The sequence below is a fragment of the Pedobacter alpinus genome (assembly GCF_042684645.1).
Lineage (GTDB): Bacteria > Bacteroidota > Bacteroidia > Sphingobacteriales > Sphingobacteriaceae > Pseudopedobacter > Pseudopedobacter alpinus.
In genome coordinates, this window is sequence record NZ_JBHULV010000038.1 from 58,258 (window position 1) to 82,015 (window position 23,758).

Annotated in this window: 22 protein-coding genes and 1 pseudogene; 15 read left to right on the forward strand and 8 right to left on the reverse strand. The window is 32.5% G+C overall.

Features of this window, described 5'->3' with window-relative positions; all coding sequences use genetic code 11:
• Nucleotides 1-29: 29 nt before the first annotated feature.
• The 13 genes and pseudogenes from hisD (at nucleotide 30) to ACFSSE_RS11305 (ending at nucleotide 9,779) form a co-directional block, all read left to right on the forward strand.
• Entirely contained in the window at nucleotides 30-1,325 is a 1,296-nt protein-coding gene (gene hisD, locus ACFSSE_RS11245) for a histidinol dehydrogenase (protein WP_379047851.1), read from the forward strand.
• Nucleotides 1,326-1,389: 64 nt separating this feature from the next.
• The gene (gene hisC / locus ACFSSE_RS11250) at nucleotides 1,390-2,448 is read left to right on the forward strand and encodes a histidinol-phosphate transaminase (protein WP_379047707.1); all 1,059 of its coding nucleotides are present in this window, start codon (nucleotides 1,390-1,392) and stop codon (nucleotides 2,446-2,448) included.
• Nucleotides 2,445-2,948: a hypothetical protein gene (locus tag ACFSSE_RS11255; RefSeq protein ID WP_379047704.1), complete on the forward strand. Its 504-nt coding sequence runs from the start codon at nucleotides 2,445-2,447 to the stop codon at nucleotides 2,946-2,948. The genes hisC and ACFSSE_RS11255 overlap by 4 nt, the downstream gene beginning before the upstream one ends.
• A complete protein-coding gene (locus ACFSSE_RS11260) occupies nucleotides 2,945-3,781 on the forward strand; it encodes an agmatine deiminase family protein (protein WP_379047701.1) in 837 nt (278 codons plus the stop codon). Before ACFSSE_RS11255 ends, ACFSSE_RS11260 begins: the two co-directional genes overlap by 4 nt.
• 69 nt (nucleotides 3,782-3,850) lie before the next feature.
• Nucleotides 3,851-4,987 (forward strand): bifunctional histidinol-phosphatase/imidazoleglycerol-phosphate dehydratase HisB, encoded by a 1,137-nt coding sequence (gene hisB / locus ACFSSE_RS11265; protein WP_379047698.1) that lies wholly within the window; start codon nucleotides 3,851-3,853, stop codon nucleotides 4,985-4,987.
• 91 nt (nucleotides 4,988-5,078) lie between these two features.
• Nucleotides 5,079-5,669 (forward strand): imidazole glycerol phosphate synthase subunit HisH, encoded by a 591-nt coding sequence (gene hisH, locus ACFSSE_RS11270; RefSeq protein ID WP_379047695.1) that lies wholly within the window; start codon nucleotides 5,079-5,081, stop codon nucleotides 5,667-5,669.
• A gap of 10 nt (nucleotides 5,670-5,679) precedes the next feature.
• On the forward strand, nucleotides 5,680-6,429 hold the full coding sequence (locus ACFSSE_RS11275) for a 1-(5-phosphoribosyl)-5-[(5-phosphoribosylamino)methylideneamino]imidazole-4-carboxamide isomerase (RefSeq protein ID WP_379047692.1): 750 nt from the start codon (nucleotides 5,680-5,682) through the stop codon (nucleotides 6,427-6,429).
• 72 nt (nucleotides 6,430-6,501) lie between these two features.
• Nucleotides 6,502-6,786: pseudogene (locus ACFSSE_RS11280) on the forward strand (endonuclease domain-containing protein); the annotation flags it as partial.
• 57 nt (nucleotides 6,787-6,843) lie between these two features.
• A complete protein-coding gene (gene hisF / locus ACFSSE_RS11285) occupies nucleotides 6,844-7,632 on the forward strand; it encodes an imidazole glycerol phosphate synthase subunit HisF (RefSeq protein ID WP_379047848.1) in 789 nt (262 codons plus the stop codon).
• 16 nt (nucleotides 7,633-7,648) lie between these two features.
• Complete coding sequence (locus ACFSSE_RS11290; protein ID WP_379047689.1) at nucleotides 7,649-7,897, forward strand: hypothetical protein; 249 nt, start codon at nucleotides 7,649-7,651, stop codon at nucleotides 7,895-7,897.
• Nucleotides 7,890-8,195 (forward strand): type II toxin-antitoxin system RelE/ParE family toxin, encoded by a 306-nt coding sequence (locus tag ACFSSE_RS11295; RefSeq protein ID WP_379047686.1) that lies wholly within the window; start codon nucleotides 7,890-7,892, stop codon nucleotides 8,193-8,195. The genes ACFSSE_RS11290 and ACFSSE_RS11295 overlap by 8 nt, the downstream gene beginning before the upstream one ends.
• Nucleotides 8,192-8,779, forward strand: coding sequence for a bifunctional phosphoribosyl-AMP cyclohydrolase/phosphoribosyl-ATP diphosphatase HisIE (gene hisIE, locus ACFSSE_RS11300; RefSeq protein WP_379047683.1), 588 nt, complete (start codon nucleotides 8,192-8,194; stop codon nucleotides 8,777-8,779). The genes ACFSSE_RS11295 and hisIE overlap by 4 nt, the downstream gene beginning before the upstream one ends.
• Nucleotides 8,780-8,882: 103 nt before the next feature.
• A complete protein-coding gene (locus tag ACFSSE_RS11305; RefSeq protein ID WP_379047680.1) occupies nucleotides 8,883-9,779 on the forward strand; it encodes a WD40 repeat domain-containing protein in 897 nt (298 codons plus the stop codon).
• Nucleotides 9,780-9,787: 8 nt separating this feature from the next.
• Here the strand turns inward: ACFSSE_RS11305 and ACFSSE_RS11310 are convergent, their stop codons facing one another.
• From ACFSSE_RS11310 to ACFSSE_RS11320, 3 genes are all read right to left on the reverse strand, one after another.
• Nucleotides 9,788-11,149, reverse strand: coding sequence for a GH1 family beta-glucosidase (locus ACFSSE_RS11310; protein WP_379047677.1), 1,362 nt, complete (start codon nucleotides 11,147-11,149; stop codon nucleotides 9,788-9,790).
• Nucleotides 11,150-11,455: 306 nt separating this feature from the next.
• The gene (locus ACFSSE_RS11315) at nucleotides 11,456-12,496 is read right to left on the reverse strand and encodes an aldose epimerase family protein (RefSeq protein ID WP_379047674.1); all 1,041 of its coding nucleotides are present in this window, start codon (nucleotides 12,494-12,496) and stop codon (nucleotides 11,456-11,458) included.
• A gap of 191 nt (nucleotides 12,497-12,687) precedes the next feature.
• A complete protein-coding gene (locus ACFSSE_RS11320; protein WP_379047671.1) occupies nucleotides 12,688-13,410 on the reverse strand; it encodes a head GIN domain-containing protein in 723 nt (240 codons plus the stop codon).
• A 160-nt stretch (nucleotides 13,411-13,570) separates the two neighbouring features.
• Here ACFSSE_RS11320 and ACFSSE_RS11325 point away from each other — a divergent pair, with 160 nt between their 5' ends.
• Nucleotides 13,571-14,080 (forward strand): phosphoribosyltransferase family protein, encoded by a 510-nt coding sequence (locus ACFSSE_RS11325; RefSeq protein WP_379047668.1) that lies wholly within the window; start codon nucleotides 13,571-13,573, stop codon nucleotides 14,078-14,080.
• A 147-nt stretch (nucleotides 14,081-14,227) separates the two neighbouring features.
• On the opposite strand, the gene ACFSSE_RS11330 is transcribed toward ACFSSE_RS11325, so the two are convergent.
• From ACFSSE_RS11330 to ACFSSE_RS11350, 5 genes are all read right to left on the reverse strand, one after another.
• Nucleotides 14,228-15,898 carry a sodium/sugar symporter gene (locus ACFSSE_RS11330; protein ID WP_379047665.1) on the reverse strand — a complete coding sequence of 557 codons (1,671 nt, stop codon included), beginning with the start codon at nucleotides 15,896-15,898 and terminating at the stop codon, nucleotides 14,228-14,230.
• Nucleotides 15,899-16,198: 300 nt separating this feature from the next.
• A complete protein-coding gene (gene uxuA, locus ACFSSE_RS11335) occupies nucleotides 16,199-17,374 on the reverse strand; it encodes a mannonate dehydratase (protein ID WP_379047662.1) in 1,176 nt (391 codons plus the stop codon).
• 9 nt (nucleotides 17,375-17,383) lie between these two features.
• Nucleotides 17,384-18,205, reverse strand: a complete 822-nt coding sequence (locus ACFSSE_RS11340) for an SDR family oxidoreductase (RefSeq protein WP_379047659.1) — start codon at nucleotides 18,203-18,205, stop codon at nucleotides 17,384-17,386.
• 184 nt (nucleotides 18,206-18,389) lie between these two features.
• Entirely contained in the window at nucleotides 18,390-20,006 is a 1,617-nt protein-coding gene (locus ACFSSE_RS11345; RefSeq protein ID WP_379047655.1) for a S8 family serine peptidase, read from the reverse strand.
• Nucleotides 20,007-20,240: 234 nt separating this feature from the next.
• Nucleotides 20,241-21,845, reverse strand: coding sequence for an alanine/glycine:cation symporter family protein (locus ACFSSE_RS11350; RefSeq protein ID WP_379047652.1), 1,605 nt, complete (start codon nucleotides 21,843-21,845; stop codon nucleotides 20,241-20,243).
• Nucleotides 21,846-22,048: 203 nt separating this feature from the next.
• Between ACFSSE_RS11350 and ACFSSE_RS11355 the strand changes: the two genes are divergently transcribed.
• Nucleotides 22,049-23,512, forward strand: coding sequence for an amino acid permease (locus ACFSSE_RS11355; RefSeq protein ID WP_379047649.1), 1,464 nt, complete (start codon nucleotides 22,049-22,051; stop codon nucleotides 23,510-23,512).
• Nucleotides 23,513-23,758 lie beyond the last annotated feature (246 nt).

Consider the following 23,758-nt stretch of genomic DNA (forward strand, 5'->3'; position numbering starts at 1 on the left):
AGTCCCTCTCCTTTGGAGAAGGATTTAGGATGAGGCAATATAACTTTTCAGATTTAAGCATATCTGATATTCAAAAACTGATTTCGCGTAATGCGGATTTGGGCAATGAGATTAGAGAAAAAGTGGAGCAAATTATTAGCGAAGTAAAAGTTAATGGCGATGCTGCTTTAAAAAACTATGCTTTACAATTCGATAAAATTGAATTGCCTTCTTTATTTATCGAAAAAGAAGAAATTAATCAATTAGCAAACACCATTTCAGAAGAAGTTAAACAAGCCATTAATGTGGCTTATACCAATATCAAAAAATTTCACGAGACTCAAATTTCTAATGAAAGCAAAATTGAAACCACTACTGGTGTAACTTGCTGGCGAGAAGTAAGAGCTATTGAAAGAGTTGGTTTATACATTCCAGGTGGAACGGCTGTTTTACCAAGTACTTTTTTAATGTTGGGTATTCCAGCAAAAATTGCGGGTTGCAAAGAAATTATAGTTTGCTCTCCTCCTCAAAAAACTGGAAGTATTAACGGCTACATTGCTTATGTTGCTCAACTTTTAGGTATTGATAAAGTTTATTTAGTTGGTGGTGCGCAAGCAGTTGCCGCTATGGCTTATGGCACAGAGAGTATCCCGAAAGTGGATAAAATTTTCGGCCCTGGAAATCAGTTTGTGACTATGGCAAAAACCTTAGTACAATCTACCACAAATACAGCTATTGATATGCCAGCTGGTCCTTCAGAGGTTTTAGTAATTGCAGACGAAACCGCAAATCCAGTTTTTGTAGCTGCCGATTTATTGGCACAAGCAGAACATGGAGTTGATAGTCAAGCGGTTTTAGTGAGTTCTTCTGCATCAATTATTGAGGAAACTTTAGTTGAATTAGAAAAGCAAATAAACGTTTTGCCAAGAAAAGAAATCGCTGCTAAAGCTATTGAAAATTCTTTTTCGGTATTGGTTACTGATTTGGGACAAGCTATGACTTTTAGTAATGAATACGCTCCTGAACATTTAATTTTAGCTACAGATTATTGGCAAAGTATCACTCCACTTATTGTAAATGCAGGTTCTGTTTTTGCGGGTAATTTAACGCCAGAAAGTGCTGGAGATTATGCTAGCGGAACAAACCATACTTTGCCTACAAGTGCTTATGCTCGTTCTTATTCTGGTGTTTCTTTAGATTCTTTTGTTAAGAAAATTACATTCCAACATATTAATGAAAGTGGCATTACAAATTTAGGACCGAGCATTGAAGTTTTAGCAGAAATTGAAGGTTTGCAAGCGCATAAAAATGCGGTAACTGTGAGACTTTTGGAGAGTAAAGGATAAAAGATTAAAGAGCAAAGACTTGTTTATCGAGTTAGACTAATGAACTATTTCAACAAATGAACTAATGAATAATTTTGATTTAGATAAAATCATCAGACCAAATATAAAAACCTTAAAACCTTACTCTTCGGCAAGAGACGAGTTTAAAGGTGAAGCTTCTGTTTATTTAGATGCTAATGAAAACGCATTTGGCTCTCCGCTTCCACAAGCTTATCATCGCTATCCAGACCCCATGCAATACGCTGTAAAAATGCGTTTAAGTGCAATAAAAGGAGTTCCGGCTAGAAACATTTTTTTAGGAAACGGTAGCGATGAAGCTATCGATATTTTATTCAGAAGTTTCTGTAATCCGGGTGTAGATAATGTGATTATCGTCCCTCCTACTTATGGCATGTACGAGGTTTCGGCAAACATCAATGATGTTGAAATTAAAAGGGTAAATCTGACCGAAGATTTCCAACTGAATTTAGAAGGAATTGCGGAAGCAATTGATAAAAATACTAAACTTATTTTTATTTGCTCGCCAAATAACCCAACTGGAAATTCTATCAATAGAGAAGATATTGAAACACTTTTAGCAAATTTCAACGGGATTGTGGTAGTTGATGAAGCTTATATCAATTTCTCTAGGCAAAAAACTTTTATTCAAGAATTAACGGAATATTCCAATTTGGTAGTTTTACAAACACTATCAAAAGCTTGGGGATTGGCTGCTTTAAGAGTTGGAATGGCTTTCGCTAGTGAAGAAATTATTGAGGTTTTTAACCGAGTTAAGCCTCCTTATAACATCAATGAAGCATCTCAGCAATTGGCTTTAGAAGCGCTGCAAAATGTAGATCAGGTAAATAGTTGGATCAAAGAAATTTTGAAAGAACGTGATGCTTTAGTCATTTCCCTAAAAAACTTTGATTTTGTTATCGTTATTTATCCATCAGATGCTAACTTTATTTTAGTTAAAACCGCTGATGCTGATGGCATTTATAACTATTTAACCGAACAAGGCATCATCGTAAGAAACCGAAATAAAGTAGAACTTTGTGAAGGTTGTTTAAGAATTACGATTGGTACAAATGAAGAAAATCAGGCAATTATCAATACTCTAAAAAATTTCAAGACTATATGAACATTGACTTTCTAAATATAGAGGAGGAAACAGCGGAAGAATTTAAAGCAATAGCAATAAAGCTATTAAATAACTATGCTATCCAAACTCATGATTCTTTATTTAGATTAACAGAAATAGAATTTTATTGGACTTCGCCTAAACATAAAGATGATAGTACTTATTTAAGAAAATATGTTGATCCTAAACATGGAGAATGGTTTTTTCATTATTCTGGAGTTGATATTGCGTTAGAAAATGAGAAACTTGGTGGCTTTGGAGGGATTCTAATTCGTAGTATCTACAATATTACTGAAAATAAGCTTTACAAGGGGCCAATGGTTTGCGCAATGAAACTATTTAGTGGAACAAGCGCTTTTTTCAATTCTATAAAGACAAAGATTATATCTTATGATTTTAATCAAAAAGAAATTTCTGAATCTAGTAGAATTGGCTTAGGTAATAATGCTATTAATAGTGGAACTGACAGGTTAAATTATAGATTTACTATTAAAATATGATAAGCGATTTCCAAACTAATACAGTCTATTTTTCTGATTTAATAAATACGCTACCTTCTTTTAAAGAGTCTTCTAAGCAGATTATTTCTACATTAAATTCATTTGAAGTTAAATTCAAATTCTTACCTGAAACAAAAGACATATGGGCTAGAGATTATATGCCTATCCAAATAAATTCTTCAGAATATATCGAATACAGGTATGACCCAGACTATTTACAGGGAAACTCCAAAGGCTACAGAGACTTAAAAAGTTATCCAGAAATTATTTGTGATTCAATCGGATTAAAAACAATAAAATCCAGTTTAATTATGGATGGTGGGAATTTTATAAAATCATCAAATTGTATAATATTTACTGATAAATTAATTAAGGAAAATTGTCATTCATATTCTAGAATAGAACTAATTAAAGAACTTCAAAAAACATTTAAAGTTGATAGAATTATATTTATTCCATGGGATAAAAATGAAGAATATGGTCATGCAGATGGAATGGTTCGCTTTGTTGATGATGAAACTGTTTTATTAAACTATTTATATAAGAATGATTCCGACATTATAAATCCATTGAAAAAAGCTGGTTTAAAATTAGAATATTTGGAATTTAGTAAAAAGACAAATAATAAATTTAATTGGGCTTACATAAACTTCCTTCAAACTGAGGACTTAATTATTATTCCGAAATTTGGAATAGACGAGGATTATCAGGCTTATGAACAAATAAATTCTTATTATCCCAATTATAAGGGGCGAATTAGCCAAGTTGACGTTACAGAATTTGTAAAAAAAGGAGGAGCACTAAACTGTATCTCTTGGACTACAAAAGAGTAACAATTGACTTCTTATTGATAAATAACATTATTATTAATTACTAAAAGACTAAAGGCGAACAATTAAAAGATGATTAAAATACTATTTATAGACCGCGACGGCACCCTAATTTTAGAGCCAGCCGATGAGCAAATAGATTCTTTTGAAAAACTGGTTTTCTATCCAAATACGATTAGTAATTTAGCGAAAATAGCGAAAGAAACTGATTTTGAATTGGTAATGGTTACCAATCAAGATGGTTTAGGCACAACTTCTCATCCTGAAGAGAATTTCTGGCCTGTTCAAAATTTCATCATCCAAACTTTAAAAAACGAAGGCATCAGCTTTAGCAAAATTATTATTGACCGTACTTTTGCTAAAGACAATGCGCCAACTCGTAAACCAGGAACAGCTTTATTAACTCATTTTTTTGATACAGAGAAATACGATTTAGCCAACTCATTTGTAATTGGAGACCGTTTAAACGATGTTGTTCTTGCAAAAAACCTAGGCGCAAAAGCCATTTGGTTAAATAATAATCCAGATTTGGGCGCATCAGAGGCTCAAAATAAAATTGATAATCTTGATGAAGTTTTAGCTATTGAAACTTCCGATTGGGATGAGATTTATCGCTTTTTAAAAATTGGAGATCGAAAAATTGAACACGTCCGTAAAACCAATGAAACTGACATTCTCATTAAAATTAATTTAGATGGAAAGGGAAATGCAGATATAAAAACAGGTTTGAATTTCTTCGATCACATGTTAGATCAAATTGCCCGTCACGGAGGAATTGATTTAACGGTACATACTAAAGGTGATTTGCATATAGACGAGCATCATACTATAGAAGATACTGGAATTGCCTTAGGTGAAGCTTTTGCCTTGGCTTTAGCCGATAAAAAAGGGATTGAAAGATATGGTTTTTGCTTACCAATGGACGATTGTTTAGCACAAGTAGCTATTGATTTTGGTGGAAGAAATTGGATAGTTTGGGATGCGGAATTTAAACGCGAAAAAGTTGGTGATATGCCAACAGAAATGTTTTACCACTTTTTTAAATCTTTCTCTGACGCTTCAAAATCTAACTTAAATATAAAGGTAGAAGGCGATAACGAACATCACAAAATTGAAGCTATTTTCAAAGCTTTCGCGAAGGCAATAAAAATGTCGGTAAAACGTGATATTAATAACATGAGGTTACCAAGTACAAAAGGACTTTTATAGTATCAAGATTTGAGTATCAAGTAGCAAGACCTCTATTAAGTCTGCAAACCATCTTGATACTTTATACTAGATACTTGATACTCAGAAAACAATGATAGGAATAGTTAATTACGGTGCTGGTAATATTTTCTCACTAACCGCTGCTTTAGAAAGGTTAGATTTGAAATATGGAATGATCAATTCGGAATCAGAATTTGATTTATACGATAGAATCATTATTCCAGGAGTTGGTCATGCTGGTACAGCGATGAAAAAACTGGTTGATAGTGGCTTAGTTCCAAAAATTAAAAGCTTAACCAAACCTGTTTTAGGCATTTGTGTGGGTATGCAGTTAATTACTGATTTCTCTGAAGAAGGAAATTCTGAGATGCTAAGTATCATTCCGGTAAATACTTTAAGGTTTAAAGAAGCGATATCTAAAAAAGTTCCGCACATGGGCTGGAACCAAATTTACAGTGAAAATAGCAGTTTACTTTTTAACGGAATAGACAACGAAACATATTTTTATTTTGTTCACTCCTATTTTATAGAATTTAATCCTAAATTTACCACTGCTTTCTGCAATTACGGAATAAAATTTTCCGCTAGTATTCAGAAAGATAACTTTTATGGAGTTCAGTTTCACCCAGAAAAATCTGGTGAAGCTGGCGAAAAGCTCCTTAAAAATTTTGCAAACTTATAAAAATCGTAAAATGTATATTATTCCAGCTGTTGATGTGTTAGACCAGAAAATTGTTCGCTTAGTAGAAGGTGACTACAATCAGGTAACACGTTATGAAGTTTCATTAGAAGAACAAATAGAAACTTACCAATCTAACGGAACTGAATTTGTTCATATTATAGATTTAAATGGAGCTAAAGGAGATTTTAGCAACCAAAAATATCTTTTTGATATTATCAGAAAAACCGACATGAAGGTACAATATGGTGGTGGCGTAAGAAGTATTGAAAAAGTAAAAGAATTATTAGACTCAGGAATTCATAGAGTTATAGTTGGAACACAAGCTATCACCAATCCAACTTTTTTAGAAGAATTAAGTAAAGAAGTTTGTGATAAAACTAATTCATCAGATCAAATAGTTGTAGCAATTGATGTTTTAGATGAAGTTATAAAATACTCTGGTTGGATGGAAAGTTCGCCAATTAAATTAATGGATTACGTTGATAAATGTTTACAATTGGGTTTCTTTAGATTTTTATGTACAGACATTAATAAAGACGGAAAACTAGGTGGCGCAGGTATTGATTTATATGAAAAATTGTTAAGTCATTCTCCATTTATTAAGTTAATAGCTTCTGGTGGAGTAAGTTCAATGACTGATATTGAAGCACTTAATAAGCTTAAAATTGAATCTTGCGTGGTTGGAAAAGCCATTTACGAAAACAGAATTTCAATAGAAGAAATTAAAGCTTGGAACTTGCAGATGTTGAGTACGATTTAACACCCCTAACCCCTCAAGGGGAATTAGCTGTGGCTACTTATTAAATCTAATAGTCAAATGAAAAAGCAAAATATGTTTTATGGTGCGGATAAAATCATTTTTCATAATGCTAGAGTATTAAGAGGTAGAGAAACGGAGGTAGAAAAATTTTTATGGCAACACTTAAATGGGAAGCAATTAGGTTGTAGATTTAGAAGACAACATCCAGTTTCTAATTATATAGCAGATTTTTATTGTCATCAACTTCAAATAATTATAGAATTGGATGGAAATATTCATTACCTGCCAGAGATATTACAAAATGATAATATAAGACAAACAGAATTGGAAAATTTGGGTATTAAAGTACTTAGATTTACAAATCAAGAAGTCTTTCACAATATAGAAAAAGTGGTAAACACCATAAAAGTAAACATGGAAGTCCCTCTTGGGGGATTTAGGGGTAATGGTCTTTCTAAACGCATCATCCCTTGTCTCGACGTTAAAGACGGACGAACGGTAAAAGGCATTAATTTTGTTGATCTACGCGATGCGGGCGATCCTGTAGAATTGGCTTGGCAATATTCGAATCAAGGTGCCGATGAATTGGTGTTTTTAGACATTACTGCCACCCACGAAAAGCGTAAAACTACCATAGAAATGGTAAAATCTGTTGCTCGCCAAATTAATATTCCATTTACCATTGGAGGCGGAATTAGTGAGTTAAAAGATGCCGAGGCTTTATTAAATGCTGGAGCAGATAAAATTTCTATTAATTCAGCAGCAGTAAGAAACCCAAAGTTAATAGATGAATTGGCAGCTGCTTTTGGAGTTCAATTTGTGGTTTTAGCTGTTGATACCAAACACTTACCTACTGGCGATTTTGTACACCTTAACGGAGGAAGAATTGCTACTGAACTACAAACACAACTTTGGATAAAAGAAGCTGAAGAACGTGGTGCAGGAGAAATTCTGTTGACGTCAATGGATAAAGACGGCACAAAATCTGGGTTCGATAATATTTTGTTAAAACAAATTAATGATATGGTTTCTATTCCTGTTATCGCATCTGGCGGAGCAGGATCTAGTCAAGATTTTATAGATGTTTTCCAACAAAGTAATGTTGATGCAGCTTTAGCAGCCTCTGTATTTCATTATGGCGAAATATTGATTCCAGAATTAAAACAACTATTGAAAAACAATCAAATAGAAATAAGGCTTTAATTTATTATCTTTAGGTATGGAATCATTAACTATTGAAATTATTAACCCAAAAGCCAAAAAGCTATTGCAAGATTTAGCGGATATGAATTTGATTAATATTTTTGAAAATCTTAGCACAGAAGAAGTTCATGAAGAACAATGGGATTCTCTAACTAAAGAACAACAAGATGGGATTCTTGAAGCTGTAGAGTCAATAAACGCTGGAAATGGGATACCTCATGAAGAAGTTATTACAAAAATGAGGAAGAAGTTATTAAATGACTAACGAAGTTATTTGGTCTCCTGAATCAGAGATAGACTTGTCCATTATTTTAGACTACTTAATTTCTGATTGGAATTTAGAAATTGCTACAAAATTTCTTAAAGAAATTGAATATCATATTAATACTATTTCTAAAAATCCCAAATTATATCCCATCATATATAAACCATTAAAATTTAGGCAATGTGTTATTACCAAACATAATAGCCTAATTTATTTTTATAAAGAAGAAAAACTTTATGTAGTTAGAGTTTTTGATACAAGACAAAATCCAAACAAATTAAAATTTAATAGGAAGTGAAAATAGATTTTACCAAAAGCGACGGATTAGTGCCTGTGATTATTCAGGATGAAAAAACTTTAGAAGTTTTGATGTTAGGTTACATGAATGAAGAAGCCTTCCAAAAAACAGAAAAAGAACAAAAAGTAACCTTTTTCTCTCGTACCAAAAACCGCTTATGGACTAAGGGCGAAGAAAGTGGCAACTTTTTGCATGTAAAATCTATCTCTATAGATTGTGATAACGATACGCTTTTGATTAAAGCAAAACCGGTTGGCCCAACTTGCCATACAGGCTCAAGAAGTTGTTTCAAAACAGATTATAACCAAAACTTCATTTTTGAGTTAGAAAACATCATTACCGATAGATACGAGAACCCAACTAAAAAGTCTTACGTTAACAGTTTAAGAGAAAAAGGATTAAATAAAATTGCACAAAAGGTTGGCGAAGAAGGTGTTGAAACCGTTATAGCCGCTTTAGCAGAAACCGAATCTGATTTAATCAACGAATCTTCTGATCTGGTTTTTCACCTTTTGGTATTGTTAAAAGAAAAAGGCTTGTCTTTAGCCGATATAGCTAAAAATTTAGAATCTCGTCATCAATAAAATATAAATTTGGGCGTCCGGGCGGGCTTTGCGTTACCATATTTATCAGCCCAAAAGCTGATAAAGGATTTACACTGCAATCTCTGACGCAAAATCACAGACAATGAGAGCCACTACTTTAACCGGACATAGCAATCCCATTTATAGCGTTATCAGTCATCCTAACGAAAACCTGTTTTATACAGCAGGCAATGACAAGGGAATTGTGGAATGGGATATTAACCTTAAAGTACCACAACGCATTTTTAAAGGGATTAAACACACGGTTTATGCCTTAGAAATTATCCCCAATGAAAACCTATTAATTGCGGGATGTAACGATGGTAGTATTTGCTTTTTCTCTTTGATAAATAGTAGCCTATTAAACACCATCAAAAGTAACTCAGCTGTATTCCATTTAAAATACAATGCACTTAAAAACGAATTAATAGCAAGTACTGATAAAGGTGAAATTTTAGTAATTGATCCTACAAACAAAAAGTTACTTCATCAATTTCAATCAGGTTATCAGAAGGTAAGAGCGTTCGACTTTCATCAAAATACTAACATTCTTGCAACTGTTTCTAACGATGAGATGATTCGTTTCTACCATCTAGACGATTACACAGCAATTAGTTCTATTAAAAGTCACGAGAATGGAGTTGGCTCAATTGCCTTCACTAGTGATGGAAATACTTTAATAACAGGAGGAAGAGATGCTCAGTTAAAAATTTGGGACACCTATACATGGAAACTTAGAAACAGCTTTCCAGCTCATTTATTTCAGATATATAAAATTGCAATTCATCCTTACCTTCCATATTTTGCAACAGCAAGCAGAGATAAATCGATAAAAATTTGGCGAACGGGAGATTATTCGCTTTTTAAAAATTTAAGTGTTGAAAAATCTAAAGAAGGACACATCTTATCTGTAAATGATATTTGCTGGACAAATGCTGGAAAAAATATCATTTCTGTTGGTGATGATAAATTGGTGAAAGTTTGGGATTTTGAGGTTTAAAAAATCAATTATCTTTTCAGAAAATCAGCATACCATTTTCCAGAATCCTTAACAGTTCTTTTTAGGGTATCGAAGTCAACGTGGATCAAGCCAAATCTTGGGTGATAACCTTCTGCCCATTCAAAATTATCGGTCAAAGTCCAAACAAAATAGCCATTCACTTCATAACCATCGTCTTTAGCTCTTAAAATTTGTTTTAAATTGTCTTGTATATACTTTTTGCGTTCCACATCATATACTTCACCGTTAACTAATTCATCAGGAAAAGCAGCACCATTTTCAGTAATCAGTAGTTTTTTTATTTGAGGATATACACTAAATTTTTTAATCATTTCATACATCGCTTCGGGGTAAACTTCCCAACCCATTGTAGTTAATGGTACCTTTCTTTTCTCTGCTTTAACTAAAGATGCACTCACATAAGGCATCAGCCAAGAGTTTTTAACAACCTCACGGGTGTAATTTTGAATCCCAATAAAATCGAAATCAAAAATCAAATTTTTATCATCTTCTGGCTGCATCATTTTTTTGATGCCTTTTAAAACTGGTAAATCCTTTTCCGGGAAACCTAAACCTAACAAAGGTTCTATGTATAACCGATTCAGCAATGCATCTATTCGTTTTACAGCCATAAAATCTCTTTCTATATTTCGGTATGGTTCAACATGCGAACAGGAGAAAGTTGTCCCAATATTCGCATCCTTAACATATTGTCTTAATACTCTTCCTCCGGCCGCAATTGCCAAAGTTGTGTGAAGTACAGCTGGCAAAAAATTCTTCATTCCACGCCTGCCTGGGGCATGTAATCCTAAAAAATACCCTGCCCCTGTAAAAACTACAGGTTCATTCATCACTATCCAGTTTTTTACCCTGTTTCCAAAATTTTTGGCACAAATACTTACGAATTCTTCAAACCACTTTATAATTTCACGGTTGGTCCAACCCCCTTTTAACTCCAAGGCATAAGGTAAATCCCAATGATATAAAGTTAACCAGGGTGTAATACCAGCAGCTAAACAACAATCAATTACACGGTTGTAATAATCAATTCCGGCTTGGTTTATTTCTCCGATTCCTTGAGGTAAAATCCGCGACCAAGCAATAGAAAATCTGAAATTAGGAATATTTAATTCTTTGATGAGTGATATATCGTTTTGATACTGATTGTAAAAATCACAGGCTATGTTACCATGGTGCCCATCTTTTGTTTTACCCTTTTGCTGCGTAAAAACATCCCAAATAGAGAAACCTTTACCGTCTGCATCATGGCCACCTTCAATTTGATAAGCAGCCACAGTAACTCCCCATTTAAAATGGGGACCAAAATCTTCTTTATTTAAAGTAAATGGAGAGGAGTGGATATTTATCATGTAAAAGCAAACTTATTGCGAATGCATGCAAAATACGCTGTATAAGGTGAAAATCAAAAAAATATAGTATTAATGTATAAACAACGACTTCATTCTACTTAAAAAATAAAGGTCTTTTACTTTTCTTATTAAACGAACTATAAACGATGAAATAATCATAATCTTAAATTTTAACTAAAGATACCTGCATTGTATAAAGCTAAGGTTTAGCGAATAATAATTTTTTGTTAAATATTAGAAGCTAGTTCTTTCATGATTAGTACAAAACCTGTTGAAAAAACACGACAAATTTTTAATTTAATTGGTTTAAAAAACTTTATAAATTGTTTTAGAAGTAAAAATATCTCCAGCTTTTAAAACTGTTGATGGAAAATTAGGTTGATTTGGAGAATCTGGATGATGTTGCGTTTCAAAACAAAAGCCAGTTCTTTCTGAATAAATATTTCCGCTTTTGCCAACATCTGTGCTTAAGTAATTACCTGTATAAAACTGCATACCCGGTTGGTTTGTGTAAACTTCTAAAGTCAAACCTGTTATATCTCCTTTTGCTGTAGCTGCTAAATTGAAAGCTTCTTTTTGGTTTAGTACAAAAGAATGGTCAAAACCATTTCCAATTTTAACTTGTGGATGATCAAAATCTAATTTTTTGGAAATAGCAGTAAATTCTCGAAAATCAAAAGGTGTAGCTTCAACAGTTGAAAAATTCCCTAAAGGTGTACAATTGTCATTAATAGGAACAAATTGTTGGGCCTCAATTTTAACATCATGGTCTAAAATAGTACCACTACCCTCTCCATTAAGGTTAAAATAAGCGTGATTAGTTAAATTAACTACTGTATCTTTATCAGTTGTTGCAGTATAGTTGATAGCTAATTCTCCATCATCGTTCAAATTAAACAGAATATCGCAAATTAGTTCTCCAGGAAATCCACCGTCACCATCTTGACTAATAATTTGCATTTTTATTTCAGTTTCAGAATGATAAAGCACTTCCCAAACACTATTATGAAAAGCTTTGGTTCCGCTATGTAAGCTATTAATTCCGTTATTTACTTCTAAATTATAGGTTTTATTGTTTAATATAAACTTGGCATCTTTTATTCTATTTGCAAACCTACCAACGGTTACACCATAATAAAATTCGCTATTATTAATGTATTCATCAATGCTGTTAAAACCTAAAACAATATCTATTTGATTTCCTTTTTGGGGAATTATAAAATGAGTTATTCTTGCACCGTAGTTGCATATATTTACTGTTATGCCTTTATTATTTTTTAGTGTGTAAAGTTTAACTGGTAATTTATCAATGGTTGTTTCGAAAGCTTTATAGTTTGTGTTTTTCATTATATAAATGGCTTATTTTAATGCTTTAAAATTACAATTCTTTAGGAAAAGAAACGCTATCAATGTTTTATTATATACTGAAAAGATGATATTTCAATTAAATTATTATCAATGTAAAACAAATTGCAAAAGTTGCCAAAACAAAAAAAGCCATCTAAAAAGATAGCTTTAATCTCAAAAACCTAATATTTCTAATTCACTTTTTGTACATCACTTGCACCGCTAGATGATATCCTTTTAACCGATGGATTTCCTTTGTAATTTACATCACTTGCTCCGCTTGCTGCAATCTTTAATACGTTTTTTGCATATACATTGCTATCTGAACCGCCACTAGTTTTTAAATCTATTTCATCAGCAATTAAACCAAAAGCATCCACATCACTCCCACCACTAGCCGCAATTCCTAAGTATTTAACAGTGCCTTTTAATACAACATCTGAACCGCCACTACTTGCAATTTTTAAAGCATTAGCATTCAAATTTAATTTTATGTCGCTACCCCCAGATGTTTTAACAGTTACATCACCCAAATTTAACATTCCCTCGCAATAAACATCTGAGCCACCGCTTACTGTTAAGCTTTCTAATTGTTTAATAGTAACATATACTTTTACATCGTCATCACTTCCCCAAATCCAATTTCCCCAACCAGATTTATCAATTTCTAAAACCAACGTACCGTCATTATTTTTAGTAACACTTATTTTATCTATCAAATCTTTTGAACCTTTAAAAAGAACTTTATCTTCATTTCCTTGGCTTAAGTATAAATTAATACCAGAAGAAACAATGATTTTATTGAAGTTTTTAAAATTTTTAGTGGTAGAAACTTCTTGTGCCAATAAAAAATTAGCGCAAAATACAACTGTAAAAACAGTAAAAAATGCTTTGATAATGTTTGGGTTTTTCATGTTTTTATTTAATGGAATGTGAATATTTTTATAAGCTATTTAATTTAAGACGCTTAAGATGTTAAAAGGTTACATTTTAGTTTAAAATTTATTCAATCTTTTTAAGCAAAAATTTATGGCTTCACTTTTAATAGTTATTTTAGAGGCATAATTTTAAAACATGAGCTCAAAAAAAATTTTAATCTTAGACCCTCATCAAATACAGCAAAAAATAAATAGAATTGCTTATCAAATTTTAGAAGATAATTTTGACGAAGATGAAATTATTTTGGCTGGTGTAATTGCAAGAGGTTATAGGTTAGCGCTGAGATTAGAAAAAGTACTTTGTCAAATTTCTAACTTAAAAGTTAGAATTGTAAAATTAGAACTTAATAAAGATAGTTCTAAGTTAGAATCTGCCATAGATATTCCTTTAAGCGATTGCGAAAATAAAGTAATAATTTTAGTTGACGATGTGCTAAACAGTGGTAGAACTATAGCTTATGGATTAGGTGTTTTCTTAAATATTAGGCTTAAAAAGCTACGCTCTGTTGTATTGATTGATAGAAGCCATAAAAATTTTCCGGTAGCTACAGATTTTGTTGGCTTAGAACTTTCTACAGTTTTAAAAGAACATGTAGATGTTGTGCTTGATGAAGATGGTAAAGAAGATGGCGTTTATTTGAGTTAGCGTTTAGGGCAATAATTGAATAGTGAATAGTGAATAGTGAATAGTGAAATTTATGATTTAAGGATATTTCATTTTAAAATCTATAGCAAAAAAAATCCCCGAAATTAATTTCGGGGATTTTTTTATTGAGTAAACTTTTAGTCTTTTTTACCAAAAAACGGTATATAAAGCAACTAAAATCCCTATAATTAAAACCGCACCAACTGTAAAGCCAGCGTTAGGTTTAAACATGCTTGCATCAACCTCTAAACCTTTTGGGTTTGGAGAATCTTTATATTCTAACTTGCTAATAAAGAACATTCCGATAATAGAGAATAAGAAAACAAAGCCCATTCTATCTAAGAAAGGAATTTCATAAACACCATTAACTGGTACTGCAAAACCTGTAGAATACAAGAAAGACAAATCCATAAATTCTGGCAAGAATTTTAAGATTACTGATAAAATAAAACCGCCAATTGTTGCAAATAAAGCGGCAGAAGAGGTGGTGCGTTTCCAGAAGAAACCTAAAATAAACATGGCAAATATACCTGGAGAAACAAAACCTGTATACTCTTGAATAAATTTGAAACCACCTTTTTCTATACCTAAAAACGGAGCAATTAAAACTGCAAGTAGCATAGAAACTACAACTGTTATTTTTCCGGTAACTACCAATTGTTTTTCAGAAGCATCTCTTTTAAATACCTTTTGATAAACATCTAAAGTGAAAATAGTTGCAATACTGTTTGCTTTACCAGCTAAAGAAGCAACTACTGCTGCTGTTAAAGCTGCAAAAGAAAGTCCTTTTAAACCACTTGGTAATAAGTTCAATAAAACTGGATAAGCTCTATCAGGCTGTAATTGCCCATCTACCATCATTTCTGTAGAAAAAACTTCTTGCTTGTATAATAGATAAGCAGCAATACCAGGTACAACTACAATTAAAGGCATTAATAATTTTAAAAATGCTGCAAATAAAAGACCACCACGAGCTGTTTTTAAATCAGCACCTAAAGCTCTTTGTGTAATGTATTGATTACAACCCCAATAGTTTAAGTTTACAATCCACATACCACCTAAAAGCACTGTTAAACCCGGAAGCTCAATGTAGTTTTCGTTGGTTTTATCAAAAATCATGTGAAAATGTGACGGAACTTGTGATGTAATATGTCCTAATCCTGCTATTGCGCCAGTATCTCCATAATGTTCTGACACTAAATTTAATGCTAAATAAGTAGTAGCTAAACCTCCCAATATCAAAAAGAAAACCTGAATAACATCTGTATATCCAATTACTTTCATTCCACCTAAAGTGATAATGATTGCAAATACAGCCATTGCTATAATACAAATTGTAAAGTTAATACCCGAAATACTACTTACTGCAATTGCTCCTAAAAACAAGATAGATGTTAGGTTAACCACTACATATAATAACAACCAGAATACAGCCATAATCATTGCAACAGTTTCATTGTAACGCTGACTTAAAAACTGAGGCATAGTAAATATCTTATTTTTAAGATATACAGGAATAAAAAAGACTGCAACAATAATTAAAGTTATAGCTGCCATCCACTCATAAGTTGCAATAGCCAACCCTAACTGGAAGCCAGAACCACTCATACCGATAAATTGCTCAGCAGAAATGTTTGAAGCAATTAAAGATGCGCCAATAGCCCACCATGTTAAAGAGCCCTCTGCTAAAAAATAGTCTTTTGAATCGTTTTTTGCGCTTTTTTTCTTTTGGTAAATCCAAATTCCGTAGCCTGCAACGATAATGAAATAGGTCAGAAATACAATAATATCTGCCAATGAAAGAGATTCTGTTTTCATTAATTTTTAAATTGGTTTAGGTTTTATAAAATTTCGTTAATCTGAAGTCGAAAATTCTATATAAAGTAAAATTTCCTGACTAATTTATGATGCTAATATGCAAATTAAATTTTATTCAAAGTGTATTTTATACAATAAGTATTAAGATTTGAACAAATGTTATAGCTTCTCCTTCAAAAGAGACTAAAATTTTCAATCAATATTTAGATTATTTTATTTCATAAATGGATTATTTTACTAAAAACAAAAAAGCTCACCTGATATTAATCAGCTGAGCTTTCAAGAACTAAAAAGAAATATTTAGTTTATAGATTTTAAGATGCCTAACTCTAACCCTCTAAGTTCTGCTAACCCTCTTAATCTACCAATACCAGAATAACCAGGATTGGTTTTTTTATTTAAATCATCTAACATTTGATGCCCATGATCTGGACGCATAGCAATGCTCAACTTACGTGATTTCATTACTGATATAATTTCTTTAACCACACCATACATATCTACATCACCTTCTAAATGGTTATCCTCATAAAAATCTCCAAATTCATTTCTTTTGGTACTTCTTAAATGGATAAAATTAATTCTATCGCCAAACTGTTTTACCATTTTAGGCAAATCGTTATCGGCTCTTACACCAAAAGAACCTGTGCAAAAACACAAGCCATTGCTTAAAGACGGTACTTCATTAATCAAGAAATTAATATCATCTGCAGTACTTACAACACGTGGTACACCCAAAATAGTATAAGGCGGATCATCTGGATGAATCACCATTTTAATTCCATTAGCTTCGGCTGTTGGTATAACCGCCTTTAAAAAAGAAACTAAATTTTGGCGTAATTGGTTTGCATCAATATTTGCATAAGGGTCTAAAGCTGCTTGAAACTTCTCTATTGTAAAACTTTCTTCACTTCCAGGCAATCCAGCAATGATATTTTTTTGTAGAACAGATTTTTCATTAGCAGACATTGCTTCAAAACGAGCTTTAGCTCTTCTTACTTCATCAGCGGTGTAATCTTTTTCAGCATTTTTTCTTTTCAGAATAAATAAATCAAAAGCTACAAAAGCTGCTTTTTCAAATTTTAAAGCCTTTGAACCATCTTCAACCGTAAATTCTAAATCAGTACGTGTCCAATCTAAAACAGGCATAAAATTATAAGTAACCGTATAGATACCACAAGCGGCAAGGTTAATTAAACTTTGTTTGTAATTCTTTAAGTGTAATTCAAAATCCCCAGTTCTGGTTTTAATAGCTTCTGATACAGGTACACTTTCTACAACATTCCAAATTAAGCCTGCTTCTTTTATAATTTGTTGCCTTTCTTTGATATCCTCAACCGTCCACACCTGCCCGTTAGGCACATGATGTAAAGCTGAAACCACACCTACACAACCTGCTTGTAATAAATCACTTAACTTAACTGGGTCTTTTGGTCCGTACCAACGCATGGTTGGTATCATTTGATAATCGCTCATCTAAGTAAATTAAACTCCACCAAAACTAGCAAAACCACCATCAACATTTATAATGCTACCAGTTACAAATTTTGAGGCATCGCTTAATAACCAAATTAAAGCCCCTTCTAATTCATCGGCAGTGCCAAAACGATTAAATGGTGTTTGTTTAATTACCAAGTTGCCACGCTCTTTATAAGAACCATCAGGGTTTGTTAATAAATTTCTGTTTTGTTCTGTTAAAAAGAACCCTGGTGCAATGGCATTCATACGTATTTTATCGCCATATCTATTTGCAAGCTCTACCGAAAACCATTTTGTATAACCATCAATAGCACTTTTTGCAATGCTATAGCCTAAAACTTTTGTAATTACCCTTTGCGATGCCATTGAAGAAATATTTACAATACTTCCACTGCCCGTTTTTGCAATCTCTGCTCCAAATATTTGAGTAGGCTTTATGGTTCCAAATAAGTTTAGATTCATCACTTTGGTTAAGCTATCCATATCTAATTCAAAAACAGAAGCTCCAGGCTCAATAACAGCGCCTGGCATATTACCACCTGCTCCGTTTACCAAACCATCTATTTTACCAAAAGCTTTTAAAATTTGTTCTTTGGCTGCTATTAAAGATGCTTCATCTAACACATCGGCTATTACAGCAAGTGCTTTGCCCTCATTATTATTAATTTCGGCAGCTCTTTCATTAGCTACATCTATATTTCTACCTAAGATTGCTACACTTGCACCAGCAGCTGAAATTGCTTTAACAAATGAAGAACCTAAAACACCCGTTCCTCCGGTTACAACAATAACTTTACCGGTTAAATCAAATAGATTTTTATTATCCATATTTTATATTTTGAAAATTTATATTGGCTATATTAAAGTCAAATTGCTTAAAATAATTGAATTTGATGTTAAACTATTTCGATAAACTACGCAAAGGTTACCAAAACGGTTAAAATTAATTATTCCATAAAAAAAGCTTGCACCTTTTTGTAGATGCAAGCTCATGAAAAAACGATTTAATATCTTAATTATTCGCACTCAAACTTTTCGACATACTTTCTGCCATTTTTAGAGCTTCAAAAGTATTAACTATCCCACCGCTTACACTTAAATCAGAAAACATCATTTTAACAGACTTATTATTAACCATTAATTTTATTTTCTGATTAACTTTTATGCTCGAATCCAAAATAATTTGTTTCACTTGTAATGCCGTAAATTTTGGATAGTAACTACGTATTAACGTTGCTAAACCACTTACTACAGGCGCTGCCATACTTGTGCCGCTTTCTTCTTTGTAATTTGAATTTGGAGTTGTTGAATTAATAGCAACACCTGGTGCAAAAACATCCACTGTAGTTTTACCGTAATTAGAAAAATCTGCTTTTAATGTTTCATCTTTAATAGCACCAGATGCACCAATTTCTATCCAAGCGTCGGCAAAACCAGTACTATCAGCGTAAAATTTATTTGGGTAATTTTTACTTACATCTAAGTTTGCGTTTTCATTACCTGCCGCATGAATTAATAAAACATCTTTAGATAGGGCATATTTAACAGCATCATCAACAATTTTTTTATTATCAGAATAGCCTTTACCAAAACTCATATTTATTATTTTAGCACCATTATCTACCGCGTAAATAATAGAATAAGCAACGTCAGTATCTCTTTCATCGCCGTTAGGCACTGTTCGTACTGTTAAAATTTTAACGTTATTGGCAACACCCTTTATACCTAAATTGTTATCTCTATTAGCAGCAATTATTCCAGCTACATGGCTACCATGTGAAGCATCCGGACCTGTAACATCAGTATTTCCGTAAAATTTATTTTCATCGTTTAAGCCAATAGCTAACCTCGGGTTATAATTAAGATTTAAATGATAATTTACTTTTTCATTATAATACTTATAAGCATCATCTATTTGTTCTTTCTTAAAACTAGCGTAATCAATAGTGTTATCTTTTAAAACATTTAGTAATACCTTTTTAATTTGTGCTTCGCCTTGTTCTGTTGGTTTAAAAGCTTCAAAACCTTCATAGTTCAAATTATCAATTCCAATTTTGCTTTCCATTTTATCTAAAACATATTTAAAACCACCAATACCGGCTAAATTACTATTTGCTTCTTTTAGTTTTTTATTCAAATCGGTTTCCATGGTTATTAGCAAATTGTAATCTTCCTTATCTTTTCCATAAAGACTATCCACATTGGTATTAATAAATTTTCTGTTCAATTTATTAATTTGCCTTACCAATTCTAAAGTTTCAAACTCGATATTTTTATTACCAGAACCTAAAAAATTCCATCCATATAAATCGTCCGCATAACCATTTTTATCATCGTCTTTACCGTTTAGTTTTTCTTTAGGATTCTTGTAAATAACACTTTTCAAATCTTCATGTTGTATATCAACTCCACCATCTATAACGGCTACAATAACTGTGGTAGATTTTTTGTTTTTTAAAAGCTCTTGGTATGCTTTTTCTGTACTGATACCAAAAACAGAATCGTTTGCTAAATCTAAATTTTGCCAGTTGGGTTTATAATCTACTTTTTGAGCAATTCCATATATAGGCGTAAGTATTAAGAAAGCAATTAAATAAATAAACTTTATTTTATAATTAATTATTCGCATTTTTTCTTGTAAAAATTGAGGTGAATTTAGAGGTTTTAATAATTTTTGATTTATATAAATTTGGAACGAAATTTTTGTGTTATAAGTTTCATCACAAATATAAACCACAAAATATTTACATTAAAACTATTTAGAAATAACCATAAACTCGATGTGAAACTATATTGTCTTACTTTAAACAAAAAACTCTCGAATAAATTTTGAAAGTTTTTTCTTACTGTTTGATTCTAATATTTATTTGAATCTATCTTTAATTGCTAAAATATACCTTGCCATTTCTTCTTTTACTTTTGGAGATAACAGCACCAAACCTATCATATTAGGAAAAACCATAGCTAAAATCATAGCATCTGAGAACTTAACAACAGAATCTAAAGTTGCTGCAGCACCAATGATGATAAATAATAAAAATATAATTTTATAAGCTGTATCCATCATTTTTGATTTACCAAAAAGATATTTCCAAGCTTGTAAACCATAGTAAGACCAAGACAGCATTGTACTAAAAGCGAATAACACAATTGCAACTGTTAAAACGTAAGAAAAATGAGGAATAACAGCATCAAAAGCTAAAGTTGTTAAATCAACCCCTCCTACTGATTGTCCGGTAGCTTTTAAAACCACATTACCTGCGGCATCTGTCATACCATAATCAAATAAGCCATCTCGGTTGTAAAATATAATCACTAATGCAGTCATTGTACAAATTACAACTGTATCAATAAAAGGTTCTAATAATGAAACCACACCTTCACTTGCTGGGTAACGTGTTTTTACAGCAGAGTGTGCAATAGATGCAGAACCTACTCCAGCTTCGTTAGAAAAAGCAGCTCTTCTAAAACCAGTAATTAACACACCTAAAAAGCCTCCTAAGCCAGCGGTGGGCGTAAAAGCTTCAGAAAATATTAAATAAAAAGCCTGGCCAATGTAGCTAAAGTGAGCACCAATTATAATTAAACAGGCAAGCATATACAGACCAGCCATAAATGGTACAATGCGTTCTGTCCAAACTGCAATTCTTTTAATACCTCCTAAAATTACTATGGCTACTATTGCAGCTATTATTAACCCTAATATTGTTTTGATAAAACTACCTTCTAAACCAAAAGTAGAAGTTAATTGTGCCACAGCTTGGTTAGCTTGAAAAGCATTTCCGCCTCCAAAAGATGCTCCAACACATAAAACTGCGAATGTTACGGCTAAAATTTTACCTAAAAAACTCATTTTAAGCTCTTTCAATCCTTTTGATAAATAATACATTGGCCCGCCATGTATGGTTCCGTCTTTATCAACATCTCGGTACTTAACACCTAAAGTGCACTCCACAAATTTTGAAGACATACCAAGCAAGCCTGCTACAATTAACCAAAAAGTTGCCCCGGGACCACCAACAGCTATAGCGACTGCTACACCTGCGATATTCCCTAAACCTACTGTGCCAGAAACTGCTGCAGTTAAAGCTTGAAAATGACTTACCTCACCATCCCTTTTTTCTTCTTCTACGGGTGTTGCGGTATTGCTAGATTTTAAATTATCATTTCCTTCAACAAAATCATATTTGCCTTGTACTACTTTAATAGCCATCGGAAACCTGCGGATATTAACAAAAGAGAAATACAAAGTGAAAAACATTGCACCACCAATTAATACTATTAATACGATGGGAACAGTTTGCGTACTTGTTATGGATACAGATGTAAAAACAAACGCTTCCCAAGAGTTGGCTATAGGTGCAAAAGATTTATTAATTTTTTCGTCAATGCCTTCGGTAGCATGGCTACTAAACGAAGCGGTTAGAAGCCCTAAAAAAGTAAATAACTGTAGTAATTTTAATTTCATACAATGTTTTAAATGTTTAAAGAGGCTTAAGGTATTGATAAAATCATTTATTCACAAGTATTGATCTCACATAAAATGTTTTCTTAACTCCTGTTTTTAACAGTAACAATATTATTTCATTGCAAAATAAATATTGTTGAAATGTCACATTTAACATTACTTTAGATTTTTATTTCAAACTAATTAAAAACAAAAAATATTTTATGAACTATAAAAAACCCTTAGACGTATTATTAAGGGAGGCTGCCGAAACAGGCGAAGGTAGCCTTAAAAGAACATTATCAAGCTTTAACTTGGTAGCATTAGGAATTGGAGCCATTATTGGTGCTGGCTTATTTTCGTTAACCGGAATTGCAGCTGCCGAAAACGCAGGACCTGCGGTTACACTATCTTTTGTTTTGGCAGCTGTTGCCTGTGCTTTTGCAGGTTTATGTTATGCCGAGTTTGCAAGCATGATTCCTGTTGCGGGATCGGCTTATACCTATTCTTACGCTACCATGGGCGAGTTTATGGCTTGGATTATTGGATGGGATTTAGTACTCGAATATGCCTTAGGTGCTGCTACTGTTTCAGTTTCGTGGTCGAGGTATTTACTTGAATTTTTACACAAATACAATCTCGACTTACCCCATCAACTCATAGTTTCGCCATTTGAAACCTTAAAGTTAGGTGACGGAACTGTTATTGAAGGCGGATTTATCAACCTACCCGCTATATTTATTGTTTGTATGTTATCATTGGTTTTAATGAGAGGAACCAAAGAATCTGCTACCATGAACAACGTTTTGGTAATTGTTAAAGTGGCTGTGGTTTTAATGTTTATTACCTTAGGTTGGTCGCACATTAATCCTGATAATTATACGCCGTACATTCCAGAAAACACAGGTATATACGAACAATTTGGTTTTACAGGTATAGCAACCGGAGCTGCTGTTGTATTTTTCGCTTTTATAGGTTTTGACGCAGTTTCTACTGCGGCACAAGAGGCAAAAAACCCTCAAAAAGGTATGCCTATTGGTATTTTAGGATCTTTGGTTGTATGTACTGTACTATACGTTCTATTTGCACATGTGATGACAGGGTTAGTAAATTATAAGGATTTTGCTGGTGATGCTAAACCAGCAGCAACTGCATTTGCTGTAACTGGTTATACTTTTTTACAAGATGCTTTAATTATAGCGATTTTAGCGGGTTACACATCTGTTATATTAGTGATGTTGATGGGACAATCAAGAGTGTTTTACACCATGTCTAAAGATGGATTATTACCTAAATTCTTTAGTTCAATCCATAAAAAATTTAATACCCCTTGGAAAACAAACCTATTCTTTATGGGATTTGTGAGCATATTTGCTGGATTTGTTCCAGTATCAGATTTAGGTCACATGGTATCAATCGGGACTTTATTTGCCTTTGTGCTTGTTTGTATTGGTGTAATGGTGATGAGAAAATTATCTCCAGATTTACCCCGTCCTTTCAAAACTCCATTTGTTCCGTTTGTTCCAATTGCGGGCATATTAGTATGTGTTTACTTAATGTATTCCCTTCCGGGCGAAAGCTGGATTAGACTTGCTATTTGGATGATTTTAGGTGTTATTATTTATTACGCTTATGGCAAAAAACATTCTGTAGTGAGGAAAAACCACGCTGATTCTTTAAAGAAATAGTTTTTTAAAAAAAAGCTTAAGGCTTAAGGTGAAATGCTGAAAGCTTGATTGTGAAATTTAAAGCCTCTAGATAAACTCTGGAGGCTTTTTTTGTGATGTTTGAAATCTATTTAAAAAATAAATCACCAAATAAACTTCCTTATTTTGATAGCTTATTTTCAATAAAAACGCTCTAATTCAAAAAATTATTGCTTCCTGTTTTTCTCAATAATAATTCTACAATTAAATATAAAGAAAGTACCTCGG